This is a genomic window from Bacteroides fluxus YIT 12057, from assembly GCF_000195635.1.
Lineage (GTDB): Bacteria > Bacteroidota > Bacteroidia > Bacteroidales > Bacteroidaceae > Bacteroides > Bacteroides fluxus.
In genome coordinates this window covers 96,755-113,888 of the sequence record NZ_GL882621.1, presented here as the reverse complement: position 1 = coordinate 113,888, position 17,134 = coordinate 96,755, and the positions used below count along the sequence as shown (strand labels likewise).

The window sequence follows — 17,134 nt, the reverse complement described above, 5'->3', positions numbered from 1 at the left end:
GAAGATAAGATATACTATCCGTATATCTAGGGGGGGAACGGACCGGAAGGACTGTTCTTGAAATAACCGGCCGAGAAACAGGAGGATAGGAACGCATGATGCGTTGTCCCTAAACGGATGATGCATTCGGGTGAAACGCATGATGTGTTCAAGCCCGACAGATGATGTGTTTTTTCTATTTGCATAACTCTATGGTCTTTAGTTCAAATTCACGCAAAGATAAGGAACGGACACATCGAAACCAAAACAATTTCTATACACAAACGGCTCTCCATGCAGCGTATATCCCAAACGGCATGCAATGCCAAGATAAGATGAAAGCTGAAAAGACTTCTTTAACTTTAGATTCAAAACAAGAAAGCGTGGAACTGCAATATATGTTTTGATAGCAGGTTGGGAAAGTCGAAAATGAAAAGAAAAGCATAACAAGAGAAAATAAAGTATTTGTTATATAGTATTTTAGGTGGTATCGCTTTCGGGACACGCTCTTTAATTTGTCTTAATCCGCTGCAAGTTTTTTCGGGATATATGGTGAGCATTACGATCGTGCCGAGATTAAGAAGAGCATTATCCAAAACAACATCTATGGTGTGGATATTGAGAAAGGTGCGGTTGATATTGCCCGTTTGCGTTTTTGGCTTTCAATCGTGGTAGATGAAGAGACTCCATCGCCATTGCCTAACCTTGACTATAAGATTATGCAGGGCAATTCGCTTATCGAAAGTTTTATGGGCGTAGATTTGAGCAAACTCACTTACGAAAAGGAATATAAGAAAGATAAAGGCGAAATTTCTCTTTTCGATGATGAGAAGAATCGTTTGCAGAAAACCGTATCACACTTGCTATCGTCATACTACTCTTGTAGCGACCACGACAGAAAAGTAAAACTACAACAAGAGATTTCAGACACCATCAACAAGCAGTTGGAGGCACAGGCATACAATCCTGAAATTCTCGCCCAACTTAAAGACATCAATCTTGCCGAAAATAACAAATTCTTTCTCTGGCACACTTAGTTTAGCGATGTTTTCAATCGTGATGATAAGGAGGGATTTGATATCGTGATTGGCAATCCACCGTATTTTCTATATCAAGAATCACATGTTGGAGAGATTGCAGATTTACGTAGTGATAAGGACTATACGATAGCATTTGGGGGGGTAAATTAAATGCCTACAAACTCTTTATCGCAAATGCAGTAAAAAAACTCCTATCTACAAAAGGCATAAATTGTTTTATCTTCCAAAATTCTTTTTTAGGAGATAGACAGGCTACAAATTTGAGAAAGTATATCCTCAAGAATGACAAGATTATCAAAATTGATTCGTTCCCCGAACGAGATAGTAAGAAGAAGCGTGTTTTTGAGAGTGTAAAGATGAGTGTGTGTATATCATTAATACAAAACACTAAAGTCGATAGTGATTATGTATTCCCTGTATATGTTTGGGATGACAAGCATAAATCATCAGGGTTAAGTACTTCTTTTTCTCTTAATGACATTATAGCAATTGATTGTATTGATTATACAATACCACGTTTGAGACCTGAATACAAAACAACAGTCATTAAGTTGTTGAAGAAAAAAGAAATATCACTGAAATGTATAGAGGGTGAGTTAAATGTAACATTTCATAAAAAATTCTTTGACTCAAATATTAGCAACCCTGTTATATTGAAGGGAGCTTCAATACAACGATACTATTATACTCATCAAATGAGCCAAGGTCAAATAGATTATCTCGAAGAAGATAAATATTTGTCAAAATATGGGACTACTGAGAAATCTGCCCATCACAAATAAAAGAGAATTGCAATGCAAGGAATGACAGGTGCAAATGACAATATAAGACTTGTTATGTCCATTGTTCCTCAAGGATATTATTTGGCGAATTCGTGCAATTACATCTTGCCATCACACACTATAGACCTATATTGTTTATTGGGTTTCTTAAACTCAAAAACCATAAATTGGTTCTTTAGATGTTTCAGTACTAATAGCAATGTTAATGGTTACGAAGTTGATAATTTTCCAATTCCACGGTTAGATTTAGGTGTCCAATTGAGGATTTCCGAGTTAGTTAAAGAAGTTATTGAAACTAAGCGTATTAATAATTTGACGGACACTTCTACAATAGAAAAGCAGATTGATGAGTTTGTTTATCAAGCATATGAGTTGTCAAAGGATGATATAAAAATCATCGAACAAAGCATCTAAGAGAACACAATAATAGCCTGCGATTCCGCAGGCTATTGTCGTGACTATGCTATTAAGGCAGAGTAGTATAACCACCAAAACGATTCACAACTTTATCTGAAGTCCAATATTTTATCTGAATATAATCTTCAAATTCAGGTTTCATATAATGAGCTATAAGACTTAGTTTATGATTAACGCTTGGAACATGGAAATTCATATTTTCAAAATTATAATCAATAAAATTCTTCAGTAGACACAGTAATAAATCTCCAAAATGCTTTTTCATCACTACTGAATATTTTCGCATTAGAAAAGCAATAAAGTTAATGCAGTTGTCAATATTTGCAGATTGTTTAAGGACAACTTTATTAATAATGATATTTATCTCAGCTATATGTTTATTAAAATCATCTGTTCTCAATTGTACATTCAATAAATCCAATGCAACATTTACTTCATTATAGTCACTTGATGAAAGGGCTTCTATAAGGTTCTTATATCCGCTTATTTGTTCAATCAAAGTATTGACCCTATAAAGTATATCTTCTACATTAAATCCATTAGCTTTTTGTATCTGTAGTATAAATAATTTCATGTCTGAAAGAAGATGAAGGTACATAGAATTGAAGAAATTTGAAGACTCTCTTTTGATCTTTTTGCTTTCTAAGAGCTCTATATTTTGTTCCATATTCGATCGAATAAGTTGCCATTCTTCTTCTGACCATATCACTTTATCGTCAAATAGTTCAATGTGTGATGGCATTGGAGCTGTATAACAAGAATCTGTAATACCGCAATTCCATATGTCATCAGAGAGAGCTATTTGTTTTATCTTAGATATACTTTCTTCAGAGAGAGCTAAATTACTCAAATTAACTAAGGCTATATAATCACTTTTTGAAAATGATAATTGTTCGGCTAATATTTTGCTATCTATTACTGCTCTTTGCTCTGCAGTCAATGTATTAACTCGATTAAACTCGTATAAAATATGATACGAACGGGCTATAGGAATTTGATAGATTATATGCCATAAACATTCTTCCACTTCAGGAATAGCAGCCAATTCTATATCTACTAACAATGCATTGCATAATAATCGACTAATAAGATGCGGATTTTGTGACATTTTATTCGCTAATTGAATAAATATTTCCTTTCTTCTTTCAAGGTCTTTAATACATTGAATAGCAGAAAATAAGTTCTTATAGATAGCATCCGACATACTTACATTTGCTGCATCTATTTCTCCAACAAAATAATCTAAAACAGATTTCCTAAATTCATCATACCATACACTTTCTTTAACTGATACATATAATTCTTGGGTTATATAATAAATGCTTGCATATAAGTTTCTAGGAGTGCATTCAATTCTTAAAGCTCCTAATAAAGTATTAAGTAAGTCTGGACGAACACTAATTAAAAAATCATCATCACTATATGCTATCATCTGACCTGCCCATCTCACAGTTTTCTCTTCTGCATATTGCAATGTATAATAAACTGTAGGGTAAGGGATGAAGTGTACCAAGTGCCGAAACACCTTCATCCAATGTTCTATATTTACAATACTATAAATACCAAATTTTGTTGTTAAACCTGTATTTGCCAAATATTGTAACAATCTAATAGATTCAGGAAAAGAAGTAGAATCTGTACTGCCAAAAATTTGCGTAGAATGAGTTCCAAAAATATGAGGCTGTGTTTTTGTTTTATCAATTCTTGCTGCAATGTATGAGATTATCTCACTTGGTTCCTCTACACCACGTTCCCAAAATTCTGTATATTTATATGGTTGTGGAAATTGTTGGCTTGCAATATTATATATAAGAGTGGCTACAAATCTTTCGTTTTCAGAATTCGTTTTATTCTCGATAAACATTTTTACTGAATTCAGAGCGTCTTCATCTCTTCTAAATAAATATACAAGTAGTGCTTTTTTTACAGACCATATTCCATTAGGATTCCAAGCATTAATCAGTTCGAACATCTTGTCAAATTCAAACTTAAATGCTTTACAAAGAACTAAGTCGTACATACCCTCGTCTGTATTTTTATCAGGTATATTTGCTTCATCAGTAGATCCACAGGCAAAAGTTGATGCACGAAACATCATGTTCTTATATTCAGGAATATCATTGAAGTCGCCAGCTTGAGGGAGTTCTCCGAATAAAGCAGGCCATAGTCCACGATCTTGTAATGCATAAATAAATGCACGTCGTTCGCAAGCATTCCATTGATTCTTGTTTCTTAATATGATATTTGTAATTTGTTCTTGATATATAACAGACTTTACATATGGATAGTGAATCTTTAATTCACTAATATCATTAAGAATTCTGGTAATATCTTCATTCTTAGATAAGGCGATGCTTAACTCATTCCATTTATTTATGTATTCAATCTCAACATGAGATTGAGGAGTAAGAGACGCTTCTAGTGCTTGTTTCTGTTGAATAGAATGTAGCAGAATGGGATGCGAGAACTTATTGTTTATATCACTAGGTATTCTGCGTATTTTAATGTCGTTTAATCTGTCTGTCTCTGTCATACGACTTTTTACATATCCCAGACAAAATATTCGGTTCTCGTATTCAACAAAAATCCCACTACCCGAACTTCCTTTCATTACACGAGAAAAATCTGCACCCGTTGCAGATATCGCATTTTCTTCTACTTCATATGTGTTTGTAGATACCATCCTGGCACGAAACATACGCCCTGTTGGTTCTGAGGATGTATAACCATAGAAACATGTATTAGTACAAAACTCGTCTTTACCTATAAATTGAATATCATTCTCATAATCAAAACTTATCGGGAAACTATCAATATCTAGTTTAACAGATAAAAGAGCGAAATCTGCATCATCATCAGAATTGAACTCTAAAACTTCATTCACCTCTATAAGGGTTTTGCATATATGAGGAAGGCTTATCTGAATATATCTCTTATCATAGAAGCTTTTGGTAGTATTATTAAGAATACAATGAGCTGCTGTTATAACATAATAAGAACCGTCATTTGCAAACAAAGTTCCTGTTCCATTTTCAATAATTCCTTCATGCTCATTAATGCAGTCAATCTTTACAGATAATGCTTGAAGTGTATCTATATCAGGGTAACAAGATGAATCTATTAATTTCTTTCGGCTCATGACATTCTAAATTTAAACATTTATCTAACTCAAAATTAAACAAAGCTTCTTCTCTATTGTTAATTATAGTTTCAAGCGGATAGTTAAAATAAAAATGAATAGTACGAGAGTAATCTCTTTCTGGATGGCATAAAACATTCGCTATAGCTTCTCTATGTGGATGTTTATAACCTTTACTTCCATTGGTACTTATGATAAATTTATCACAATCTATAATATCTAATAAATCATTGCTGATATTATTAGCACTGCCATGATGAGACATTTTTATGAAATCTACTTGCAACTTATTTTCTTTGCTATAACCTCTTTCAATAAGAGACAAATATATTTCTTGCGGAAAGCTATCTCCTAATATTAATACGCTAAATGCATCACAACGTATTATCATACTTAACGAAACCATATTGACAAGTTCTGAAGGCTTGTTCGGATTTCCTAAAGTCTTACTACGTTGTGCCAATTCACGCATGTCTATGTTGATGTCTGAATCTGTATCTATTTTATTTGACAGATTTTCTTCAGTGACGCCAACATCATACTCTTCTTTATAATTGTCAATAAAATACTTAAATAAATTTTTTCGTGGATTAATAATATCTATATCGGCAAAGGTTATAGTATCGTCCACAAATCCATTCAATCGGTATCCTTCCCAATCAAACTGTGTTTTTTGCGATATTGCACATAGAATATCAGCCATCTTACTTGCTTTATTAGATGACAAGTCTTCTGACGTATCAAAATCAACATGCTTTGCACAGTTCGCCCAAATTCTTTTAACGGGGAAAGGGACATCGTTTTGATGTCTCTCAATAAAGTCTTTTATTCCAACTAGATGATCATCATCAAAATGGGTTAATATCATTAAATCAACTGGAAGACAGTTCTCCACTTCTTTTACAAAAGGGTTAAAACGTGGATTAGGAGAAGGTCCTCCATCAATAACTATGACTCCTCTTTTATCGGATTTGTTACAACACAAAATGAGTGCGTCCCCATGCTTAGCTTGTAGAACTTGTATATAAGATTCTTGGATATTGTCTAAATTAATGGTGCACATAGTTTATAGTCTTAATCCAATGCATTTTGAGCAACTTTATTGCTTTTTCAATTTACTTCTTCTTCATTGGTGTTCAATTCCAAAGTTGTGTATATAAGGATACCTGAGTTTTGATAACATTTATCATAAAAATCGTCCACATCGTGTAAAAAGAGGCTACAAAGCTATAAATTTCTTACCCGTTTTTGAAGGTCCTCTATTCTGTACATGAGTGCATCAAACTCCAAAGAATCACCATAAATGAAGAAACGTCTCATATCTGCATAGTCATCTTGCCATGCCCCTATAACCGATTCTGGTATTGTACAGTTGATGGAAGCTGGAGCATGTAAATCATAATTCACATATTTCAAAGCATAATAAGCCTTACGATGCTCAACAATGGCATCATAAAGTTTGCGATTCGACAAAGCTTTTACACCATATTCTGTGTCCATCAGTTTTTCCAAATCATAAAGATGTCGAGACATTCGTACACTTCTCGGCTTTTCTTTTTGGAATTCTTCTGCCAAAAGAAATAGTTTCTCAAGAAATGTGCGAGTAGGAACTACTGTTCTGACCAAACTGTCTGCATCGGTATCTTCGCTATCAAAACTTTCACCTATTAGAGAACGGATTGGTCGTAATTCGGTTGGTTCGTCCATTGAAAGACAACTTATCTCAATCTTTACACGTGGAGGAATGTAAATTATCGTGTCCTCAAGAATTGACGGATAGTGTAATAGAATTACCGTAGGATCTTTGTCAGAATCTATTAGTCTCCATTCTCCATTTTTATCTTGTTCTTGAGATACATTCTCTATACTGTAACCAGAAACTCCCATTTCTTTCAAACAGGCATCTAATTGTGAAGAAAGGGTCTCGTGAATATATGCTCGTGCCTTTTTGCGTAATTTCTCCCGCTGACTTTTACTTGTTCCCTCAATACCAAAGAACGAATGATTGATTGCCAAATCAATGTCTTCAGAGAAACGCTCTATGATATTAAAACCTTTTGACAACGATGTTCCGCCTTTGAATATCAAAGAATCACGGCAATCTGTTTGAAATAATGCCTTCAGCGTAACTGTTACCCACCAGTCCTTTTCTATAGCTATCTGATTAACGCCAGGATGTTCAACCTCCGTCTGCTGTAACATTGCTAAACGGTCCACGATCTCATTGTTTAACCACAGTTTTCCCATAATTTAAGTTCCTTTTAAGCGGTTAGCATTGGTTTTATAATTCGTTTCATCCATGCAGGCATCATATCTACATCTTTGATTAAAGTCTCCTTATCTGTTTCTTTTGATATCAATTGTCGAATTATATTCAAGTCACCTTTTCCTATATTCTCCTTTTTCAGAGCCTTAAGTGCTTGAACAAGTAGTGAAATTAGACGGGTACTATAACAGAAGTTTTTGGGTACACCTCGTTTTAATACTACTTTTCTATTGGATAAGTTTATTGTTCGTTCGCTTCCTGTAGTAAGGTATGTGTAATTCATCGGTACTTGAGTCGATAGTCCTAATGCATTCAGAGCTGTCATACCTGATGGCAACACCTCTGCGTTATCTCGAACTGCAATTGCCTGTACTACCTTATCAACCGAAGGAAGCACAACACCGAATCGACTATTTCTTGGCTTGGCATATATTCCATGTGCAATTTTAACAAGCATGCCTTCAGTTGTCAACTCAGACAAAACACTCCCCACAAATTCCGTGTGGTATTCGGGGAAATCTGAACGAAACAGAATACAATCCTCAGGCATAGCTTCTATGCGTTGCCTAAGAGTTGCACCATCTATAGAATACTCATTCGCCATCACACCTTTGAAATTTTGATAATTTTTCAAATGCAAAGATATAAAAAGGATTCAGATAAACGATGAATTGCTAAGTAATTTATTAGTTAGGATCGAAAAATCATGTTTGGGAATGTTCATTAATGAAGGTCGTTTCTTTTAATAATGCTCATATTTCTTATCGGTAACTCTATTATTTTTTGACTTACCGACAAAGAATCGAAATTCTGCTATAGAAATATGTCTCTTGGGAAAATAAAAAACAACGGGAACTCTATGGTATCATTTCATAAAGTCTCAGTTGATGTATTGCTGACAATCACTGTGGTATGTTTTATATTTCGGCTCAAGTGTGGAGTTCTACCACACCAGTTCAGGTAAATACCGGCTCAGGCAAGTACGCAAAGCACTCAAGGTGATGGGCTTCACCAACACTTCCGAAGCCCCGCATTCCAAGGCCTTTTCACGGTCTGCCGTAAAAGCGTATGCAGTCTGCATTATAATAGGCAGTTCCTTATCCTTCTGACGGATAAGCACCGTCGCATCCAGCCCGTTCATGACAGGCATCTTGATATCCATCAGAATAGCCTCCGCCTTTTCATGATTTTCTTCAAACAAAGCGACAATTTCTTCTCCATTCCTTGCCCACAATATATCGCACTTCTTGCCAATGATAGCTTTTATCAACTTAAAATTACTGTCATCATCTTCCGCTACCAAAATAAGCGGACGGTAATCGTTTGTATTATTCTCCAATTCCATGACACATGCGTTTTATTTTATATGAGGCAAAGATACGAAAAATAATATGTTTACACTATCTTTGCACTTCATTTTAAAAATTAGACAATGATTTCCATAGACGGACTCGCCGTAGAATTTGGCGGCACCACCTTATTCAGTGATATATCTTTCGTTATCAACGAAAAAGACCGTATTGCCCTCATGGGGAAAAACGGAGCCGGTAAAAGCACTTTGTTAAAAATATTGGCAGGAGCAAGACAGCCTACACGGGGCAGGATATCAGCCCCCAAAGATTGTGTCATCGCTTACCTGCCACAACATCTGATGACAGAAGACGGACGTACCGTATTTCAAGAAACGGCACAGGCCTTTGCCCATCTGCACGAGATGGAAGCGCAGATAGAGCGTCTCAACAAGGAGCTGGAAACCCGTACAGACTACGAGAGCGACAGCTATATGGAACTGATTGAAACGGTCTCCACCCTCAGCGAAAAGTTCTATGCCATCGACGCAACCAACTATGAAGAGGATGTAGAGAAGGCTTTGCTAGGACTTGGGTTCACACGCGAAGACTTCAACCGACAGACCAGTGACTTCAGCGGCGGATGGCGCATGCGTATCGAACTTGCCAAACTGCTGCTGCAAAAGCCCGACGTACTATTACTGGACGAACCTACCAACCACCTGGACATCGAATCCATACAATGGCTGGAAGACTTCCTTATCAATAACGGGAAAGCTGTAATCGTCATCAGCCACGACCGCAAATTCGTAGATAACATCACGACCCGTACCATCGAAGTGACCATGGGGCGCATTTACGATTATAAAGTGAATTACTCCAAGTACCTGGAGCTACGCAAGGAACGCCGCGAACAGCAGCAAAAGGCATTCGACGAGCAACAGAAGTTCATAGCCGAAACCAAGGAATTCATAGAACGCTTCAAAGGCACCTACTCCAAAACCCTGCAGGTGCAAAGCCGCGTAAAGATGCTGGAAAAACTGGAACTGCTGGAAGTGGATGAAGAAGATACCTCGGCCTTGCGCCTGAAGTTCCCTCCCTCACCCCGTTCGGGCAATTATCCTGTCATCATGGAAGGAGTAGGGAAAAGCTATGGCGGGCATGTCGTATTCAAGAATGCCACCCTGACTATAGAACGAGGCGACAAAGTAGCTTTTGTAGGCAAGAACGGTGAAGGAAAGTCAACCCTCGTAAAGTGCATCATGAAAGAGATAGAGCATGAGGGAAGCCTCACGTTGGGGCACAACGTACAGATAGGCTACTTTGCACAGAACCAAGCTTCCCTGTTGGATGAGAACCTGACCGTGTTCCAGACCATCGATGATGTGGCCAAAGGAGAAATCCGCAACAAGATACGCGACCTGCTGGGAGCTTTCATGTTCGGTGGTCCGGAAGAATCCATGAAAAAGGTCAAAGTATTGTCCGGAGGAGAGCGCACACGCCTTGCCATGATCAAGCTGCTGCTCGAACCGGTAAACCTGCTGATACTGGACGAACCTACCAACCACCTGGATATGAAGACCAAGGACATCCTGAAACAGGCACTCCTGGATTTTGACGGTACTCTTATCGTAGTAAGCCATGACCGTGACTTCCTGGACGGACTGGTGACCAAAGTCTATGAATTCGGAAACAAACAGGTAAAAGAACATTTAAGCGGTATCTATGAGTTCCTTGAGAAGAAAAAGATGGACTCTCTCCGCGAACTGGAACGATAAACTTTCATTAACACCCCTCAAGAACAAATGGTTAATCCATATTGTTTCATTGTACTAACCACTTAACTAAGAAAAAGTAAAATGAAACAATATGATGCCATAATTATAGGATTCGGCAAAGGCGGCAGAAAATTAGCCGTCGAACTGGCCGAACGTAACTGGAAAGTTGCCATTGTTGAACGTTCTCCCCAAATGTACGGAGGAACCAGTATAAACGCAGGATGCATTCCAACCAAGACTCTGATCCACGAATCCGAATACGCCGAGCGCCTGTATCACGATGATTATAAAAACCAATCCAAGTTCTACACACTTGCCGTTGCACGCAAGAACAAACTCGTACACTACCTCCGTGAAAAGAACTACGAGAATGTGAAGAGCAATACCAACATCACCGTATATGACGGGACGGCCTCCTTCCTGTCGGAAAACACAATCAGTATCCTTTCTGAAAGGAAAGAAACGATACTGAAAGGGAAAAAGATATTCATCAATACCGGTTCGGTACCGATTGTGCCGGCCATCGAGGGGCTGAATGACAGCAAGCATGTATATACCAGCGAATCGCTGCTACAGTTGGACAAACTCCCCAGACGCCTGCTCATTATCGGTTCCGGAGCCGTCGGACTGGAATTCGCCACCATGTACGCAGGGTTCGGCAGCGATGTGTCCGTGCTGGAAGCCGGCAACCGCTTCCTCCCCGAAATAGACCGGGACATTGCGGCAGCCATGATGGAATCCCTGAAGCGTAAAGGCGTCAGCCTCCATCTGAACGTGCGCACCCAAGCTCTATACGATACTTCCGACGGCGTTACACTGACTTATACCGACGGCTTTGACGGTACGCCCTATTACCTGAAAGGGGATGCACTGCTGCTTGCCACCGGACGCAAGCCGATGATTGACGGGCTGAATCCGGAAAAAGCCGGTGTAGAAATCAATGAACACGGGGCAGTCATCGTCAACGAACAGCTGCAGACCACCGCTCCACATATCTGGGCATTGGGTGACGTGAAAGGTGGAGAACTCTATGACTATATGTCCGCCGATGATTTCCGTATCATCCGTAACCGGCTGTTTGGAGACAAGTCCCGGAGCACCAAAGACCGTTACCCTATCCCTTTTGCCATCTTTACCGACCCACCGCTGGCACACATTGGGCTGACAGAAGAAGAAGCGGTCAAACGCGGCTACTCCATTCGGGTATCACGCCTTCCGGCTTCCGTAGTGCCCCGTGCCCGTACGCTGCAAAACATAGACGGCATGCTCAAAGCTGTAGTCAATACACATACAGGACAGATTATAGGCTGTACGCTATTCTGTGCCGATGCGCCGGAAGTTATCAATACGGTGGCACAAGCCATGAAAACCGGCCAGCACTACGCTTTCTTACGCGATTTTATTTTCACCCATCCCAGCATGAACGAAGGACTGAATGACTTATTCAAATCTTTTTAGCATCTTGTATTTGGTTATTAATACATTAACCTCTATCTTTGTGTCCGCTCAAAGATAGAGGAATGAAAAAGAAACAGTATATCACCTACTTCTTGTTTTTCATCAGCATGGTTATGCTGGTGATACCCGTCATTCCTCACCATCACCACGCCGACGGACTGATCTGCATGAAGAACGACATCACAAAAGATTGTTGTGAGCACCGTCATAGCCCTGCCAATGAACATTGTTGCTGCGACACCGGATGTGTCACCACGTACTTCGTGCAGCAAACGCCCAATACGGGTAATGACGCATGGGCGCATCCCGATGCAATGTGGGTGGTCACCCTTTTCTTTGAACCCATCTTCAAATTACTGGTTCTGCCCGAAAATGACATAAAGAGGCAGGACGGTATCTATCTGGAATCTCTCCACAGCACGTTTATCACACGTGCTACGGGACTTCGTGCCCCTCCGTATATTCTTGCCGGCGCATAAGCCGGAGACAAACGCCATCCGGCCCATCAACCATGCAACCGGATCGCATGTCTCATTTCCTAATTTTACATCCAATTAGAAAATCAAGAACAATAATATTATCATGAAGAAATTTATTTTCATGGGAGCCATCGGATTATTCCTGCTGGGCTCCTGTAACAGTAAGTCCGGAGAAAACCACGAAGGACACAACCATAAAACGGAAAGTCATAACCACGAACAAGAAGATGCCCACGGACATGAAGGGCACAATCATGAACACGAAGGACATGAACATGAAGGCCATGAACATGAAGGGCATGACCACGGGCACGAAGGCGAAAGCCGCGAAGGAGGCACTGACGAGATTATCCTTCCTCCCGCCAAGGCCCGGGCAGCCGGAGTAGAGACTGACGTGATAGAACCGGGAACTTTCCATCAAGTCATTAAGACCAGCGGACAGGTAATGGCTGCCCAGGGAGATGAAAGCGTAGCCGTAGCCACCGTAGCAGGGGTCGTTTCTTTCAGAGGCCAGGTAATAGAAGGTATGAGCGTAGGCAAAGGTACCCCCTTGGTTGTCCTGTCATCTAAAAATATGGCGGACGGCGACCCTGTGCAAAAAGCCCGTATCGCTTACGAGGTTTCCAAGAAAGAATACGAACGCATGAAAGCGCTTGTCGGCAATAAGATTGTATCGGAAAAAGAGTTTGCACAAGCAGAACAGACCTACGAGAACGCACGTATCAGTTATGAGGCCGTGGCCAAGAACCAGTCGGCCAACGGACAGATTGTAACCTCCCCCATCGGCGGATACGTCAAGAGCCTGCTGGTAAAGGAGGGAGACTATGTGAATGTGGGACAGCCGCTGGTCAGCATCACCCAGAACCGGAAATTGTTTCTCCGTGCCGATGTGTCGGAGAAGTATTATCCTTATCTGAGCACTATCGGCTCCGCCAATTTCTGTACTCCTTACAATAGCAAAGTGTATAGCTTGAAAGATTTAAGCGGACGCATGCTTTCGTATGGCAAAGCATCGGGTGAAAACGGCTATTATGTTCCCGTAACATTCGAATTCGACAACAAAGGCGACATTATTCCGGGAGCGTTCGTTGAAGTATTCCTACTGTCTTCGCCGATGGAAAACGTCATATCCCTGCCCCATAGCGCACTGACCGAGGAACAAGGCAGTTTCTTCGTCTATCTGCAACTGGATGAAGAAGGCTATAAAAAGCAGCTGGTCACTCTCGGTGCGGACAATGGTGAAAGCGTACAGATTCTTTCCGGCGTAAAGGCCGGCGACCGTGTAGTTACCCGGGGAGCCTATCAAGTGAAACTGGCATCCGCAAGCAATGCAATACCGGCACATAGTCATGAACACTAATTCAAACTCTACTCCACATGTTAAACAAAATTATACATTTCTCACTCCAAAACCGCATCCTGGTACTTGTAGCCTCGGTGCTGTTATTGATCGGCGGTACTTACACCGCCATGCATACGGAAGTAGATGTGTTCCCTGATCTCAATGCGCCTACAGTAGTCATCATGACAGAAGCAAACGGCATGGCGGCAGAAGAAGTGGAACAACTGGTTACTTTCCCGGTAGAAACAGCCGTCAACGGCGCAACAGGTGTCCGTCGTGTACGCTCCTCCTCAACCAACGGTTTCTCTGTCGTATGGGTAGAATTCGATTGGGATACGGATGTCTATCTGGCCCGCCAGATTGTCAGCGAGAAGTTGGCTGTAGTAAGTGAATCATTACCGGCCAATGTAGGAAAGCCGACTCTCGGCCCGCAATCTTCCATCCTCGGTGAAATGCTGATTGTGGGATTGACCGCAGACAGTACCTCCATGCTGGACTTACGTACCATCGCCGACTGGACCATACGCCCCCGATTGCTTTCCACCGGAGGTGTGGCGCAAGTGGCCGTACTGGGAGGAGACATCAAGGAATATCAGATACAGCTTGACCCTGAACGCATGCGCCATTATGGGATAACTTTAGACGAAGTCATGAACGTGACCCGTGAAATGAACCTGAACGCCAATGGCGGGGTGCTCTACGAATATGGTAACGAATATATCGTCCGCGGGGTGCTTTCTACAGACCGTGTAGAGCAGCTGGCACGTGCCGTAGTACGCAGCAACGGAACTTCCGGTGCTCCCGTCATACTGGAAGATATCGCCGATGTACGTATCGGAGCCAAGCTGCCCAAACTGGGCACAGCTTCCGAACGCGGCAAGCCTGCCGTGCTGATGACAGTAACCAAACAACCCGCTACCAGTACGCTGGAACTTACGGACAAACTGGAGGCTTCCTTAAAGGATTTACAGAAAAACTTGCCGCCCGACGTGAAAGTATCCACGGATATTTTCCGGCAAAGCCGCTTTATAGAAAGCTCTATCGGCAATGTCCAGAAGTCTCTTCTCGAAGGAGGAATCTTCGTCGTAATCGTACTTTTCCTGTTCCTCGCCAATGTACGTACCACCGTCATTTCACTGGTGACACTTCCATTGTCTCTGGTCGCCTCACTATTGGCGCTTCACTACATGGGATTCACCATCAACACGATGAGTCTCGGAGGTATGGCCATTGCCATCGGTTCCCTGGTGGACGATGCCATCGTGGATGTGGAAAACGTTTACAAACGGTTACGGGAAAACCGGTTGAAACCTGCTGAAGAAAGACTTTCGATATTGGATGTGGTGTTCAACGCCTCCAAGGAAGTCCGTATGCCTATTCTGAATTCCACATTGATTATCGTGGTAAGTTTCGTTCCCTTGTTTTTCCTGAGTGGCATGGAAGGACGTATGTTAGTGCCGCTGGGCATTGCTTTCATCGTCGCATTGGCCGCATCGACCCTGGTTGCATTGACAGTAACCCCTGTTCTCTGCTCTTATCTGTTGGGGAAAGAAAAAATCAGAAAGGAGAATACCACGGGGGATTCCATCGTGGCGCGCAAGATGAAACAATGGTATTCCGCCGCCTTGACTTTTGTTCTGGGACACAAGAAAAGCGTACTTGGAGGTACCATCGGTATATTTGCAGTGGCACTCATCTGCTTCTTCACACTGGGACGCTCATTCTTGCCCCCCTTCAATGAAGGTTCCTTCACCATCAATATCTCTTCTCTTCCGGGCATCTCGCTGGAAGAAAGTGACAAGATGGGACACCGTGCCGAAGAGCTGCTTCTGTCCATCCCGGAAATACAGACCGTTGCCCGCAAGACAGGACGTGCAGAATTGGATGAGCATGCCTTGGGCGTGAATGTATCCGAGATAGAGGCACCGTTTGAACTGAAAGACCGTTCGCGCAGCGAACTGGTAGCCGAGGTACGGGAAAAACTGGGAACCATTATAGGAGCCAATATAGAAATAGGGCAACCCATCAGCCACCGTATTGACGCCATGCTGTCGGGTACAAAGGCCAATATCGCCATCAAGCTGTTCGGTGACGACCTGAACCGTATGTTTACTTTAGGAAACGAAATCAAGTCCACCATACAGGATATCCCCGGCATTGCCGACCTGAACGTGGAACAGCAGATTGAACGTCCGCAGCTTGTCATCACTCCCAAACGGGAAATGCTTGCCAAGTACGGCATTTCCTTGCCGGAATTCTCCGAATTCGTCAATGTCTGCCTGGCAGGTGAAGCCGTATCGCAGGTTTACGAGAAGGGGAAAAGTTTTGATTTGACCGTACGTGTCAAGGACGACCTGCGCGACGAGATGGATAAAATACGCAATCTGATGATTGATACGGGCGACGGGCAGAAAATTCCCCTGAACTACGTGGCTGAAGTACGCTCTGCCATGGGGCCCAATACCATCAGCCGCGAGAACGTAAAGCGCAAGATCGTGATCTCCGCCAACGTGGCGGACCGTGACCTGCGAAGTGTCGTCAATGACATACAGGACCGTGTGGACAAGCAAATCAAGTTACCGGAAGGATATCACGTAGAATATGGGGGCCAGTTTGAAAGCGAACAGGCCGCAAGCCGTACATTGGCATTGACCTCATTCATGTCTATCGTTGTCATCTTCCTGTTGCTTTACCATGAGTTCCGCAGTGTAAAAGAGAGTGCGATCATCCTCATCAACCTGCCGCTGGCATTGATCGGCGGTGTATTTGCACTGCTCATTACAACGGGCGAAGTAAGCATTCCGGCTATCATCGGCTTCATTTCCTTATTCGGTATCGCCACCCGCAACGGTATGCTGTTAATCAGCCACTACAACCATTTGCAGCATGAAGAAGGTTACAGTATTTACGACAGTGTCATCCGCGGTTCTCTGGATCGCCTCAATCCGATTCTGATGACTGCGCTGTCTTCTGCACTGGCTCTTATTCCATTGGCACTCAGTGGCGATTTGCCCGGTAATGAAATACAGAGCCCTATGGCAAAGGTTATCTTGGGCGGACTTTTGACTTCCACGTTCCTGAACGGTTTCATCATTCCGATTGTTTATCTGATGATGCATACCCAAACCTCCCCCGAACCCTCTCCGGAAGAGAGGGAGTAGAGTT

Annotated in this window: 12 protein-coding genes and 1 pseudogene; 8 read left to right on the top strand and 5 right to left on the bottom strand. The window is 41.7% G+C overall.

Going from position 1 to position 17,134, the window contains the following annotated elements; translation table 11 throughout:
* Window positions 1-590: 590 nt before the first annotated feature.
* The 3 genes and pseudogenes from HMPREF9446_RS18955 to HMPREF9446_RS05480 all read left to right on the top strand — a co-directional run bounded on the left by HMPREF9446_RS18955 (window position 591) and on the right by HMPREF9446_RS05480 (window position 2,215).
* Window positions 591-1,169 (top strand): annotated as a pseudogene (locus tag HMPREF9446_RS18955) (Eco57I restriction-modification methylase domain-containing protein).
* Window positions 1,151-1,801: an Eco57I restriction-modification methylase domain-containing protein gene (locus HMPREF9446_RS05485; protein ID WP_410510774.1), complete on the top strand. Its 651-nt coding sequence runs from the start codon at window positions 1,151-1,153 to the stop codon at window positions 1,799-1,801. The pseudogene HMPREF9446_RS18955 and the gene HMPREF9446_RS05485 overlap by 19 nt, the downstream one beginning before the upstream one ends.
* A 12-nt stretch (window positions 1,802-1,813) precedes the next feature.
* Entirely contained in the window at window positions 1,814-2,215 is a 402-nt protein-coding gene (locus HMPREF9446_RS05480; protein WP_009124447.1) for a hypothetical protein, read from the top strand.
* A 52-nt stretch (window positions 2,216-2,267) separates the two neighbouring features.
* Here HMPREF9446_RS05480 and HMPREF9446_RS05475 read toward each other — a convergent pair whose 3' ends face one another.
* From HMPREF9446_RS05475 to HMPREF9446_RS05455, 5 genes are all read right to left on the bottom strand, one after another.
* On the bottom strand, window positions 2,268-5,357 hold the full coding sequence (locus HMPREF9446_RS05475; RefSeq protein ID WP_009124446.1) for a serine protease family protein: 3,090 nt from the start codon (window positions 5,355-5,357) through the stop codon (window positions 2,268-2,270).
* Window positions 5,317-6,420: a ComEC/Rec2 family competence protein gene (locus HMPREF9446_RS05470; RefSeq protein WP_009124445.1), complete on the bottom strand. Its 1,104-nt coding sequence runs from the start codon at window positions 6,418-6,420 to the stop codon at window positions 5,317-5,319. Before HMPREF9446_RS05470 ends, HMPREF9446_RS05475 begins: the two co-directional genes overlap by 41 nt.
* A 164-nt stretch (window positions 6,421-6,584) precedes the next feature.
* A complete protein-coding gene (locus HMPREF9446_RS05465; RefSeq protein ID WP_009124444.1) occupies window positions 6,585-7,604 on the bottom strand; it encodes a nucleotidyl transferase AbiEii/AbiGii toxin family protein in 1,020 nt (339 codons plus the stop codon).
* Between the two features lie 14 nt (window positions 7,605-7,618).
* On the bottom strand, window positions 7,619-8,257 hold the full coding sequence (locus HMPREF9446_RS05460) for a DUF6088 family protein (protein WP_245532246.1): 639 nt from the start codon (window positions 8,255-8,257) through the stop codon (window positions 7,619-7,621).
* A 309-nt stretch (window positions 8,258-8,566) separates the two neighbouring features.
* Window positions 8,567-8,968 (bottom strand): response regulator, encoded by a 402-nt coding sequence (locus HMPREF9446_RS05455; protein WP_009124442.1) that lies wholly within the window; start codon window positions 8,966-8,968, stop codon window positions 8,567-8,569.
* An 87-nt stretch (window positions 8,969-9,055) separates the two neighbouring features.
* On the opposite strand from HMPREF9446_RS05455, the gene HMPREF9446_RS05450 reads away from it, so the two are divergent.
* The 5 genes from HMPREF9446_RS05450 to HMPREF9446_RS05430 all read left to right on the top strand — a co-directional run bounded on the left by HMPREF9446_RS05450 (window position 9,056) and on the right by HMPREF9446_RS05430 (window position 17,130).
* The gene (locus tag HMPREF9446_RS05450; RefSeq protein WP_009124441.1) at window positions 9,056-10,690 is read left to right on the top strand and encodes an ABC-F family ATP-binding cassette domain-containing protein; all 1,635 of its coding nucleotides are present in this window, start codon (window positions 9,056-9,058) and stop codon (window positions 10,688-10,690) included.
* Between the two features lie 81 nt (window positions 10,691-10,771).
* Window positions 10,772-12,148 carry an FAD-dependent oxidoreductase gene (locus HMPREF9446_RS05445; protein WP_009124440.1) on the top strand — a complete coding sequence of 459 codons (1,377 nt, stop codon included), beginning with the start codon at window positions 10,772-10,774 and terminating at the stop codon, window positions 12,146-12,148.
* Window positions 12,149-12,210: 62 nt separating this feature from the next.
* A complete protein-coding gene (locus HMPREF9446_RS05440; protein ID WP_009124439.1) occupies window positions 12,211-12,627 on the top strand; it encodes a DUF6769 family protein in 417 nt (138 codons plus the stop codon).
* 103 nt (window positions 12,628-12,730) lie between these two features.
* Window positions 12,731-13,987 carry an efflux RND transporter periplasmic adaptor subunit gene (locus tag HMPREF9446_RS05435; RefSeq protein ID WP_009124438.1) on the top strand — a complete coding sequence of 419 codons (1,257 nt, stop codon included), beginning with the start codon at window positions 12,731-12,733 and terminating at the stop codon, window positions 13,985-13,987.
* 17 nt (window positions 13,988-14,004) lie between these two features.
* Window positions 14,005-17,130: an efflux RND transporter permease subunit gene (locus HMPREF9446_RS05430; protein ID WP_009124437.1), complete on the top strand. Its 3,126-nt coding sequence runs from the start codon at window positions 14,005-14,007 to the stop codon at window positions 17,128-17,130.
* Window positions 17,131-17,134: the final 4 nt, after the last annotated feature.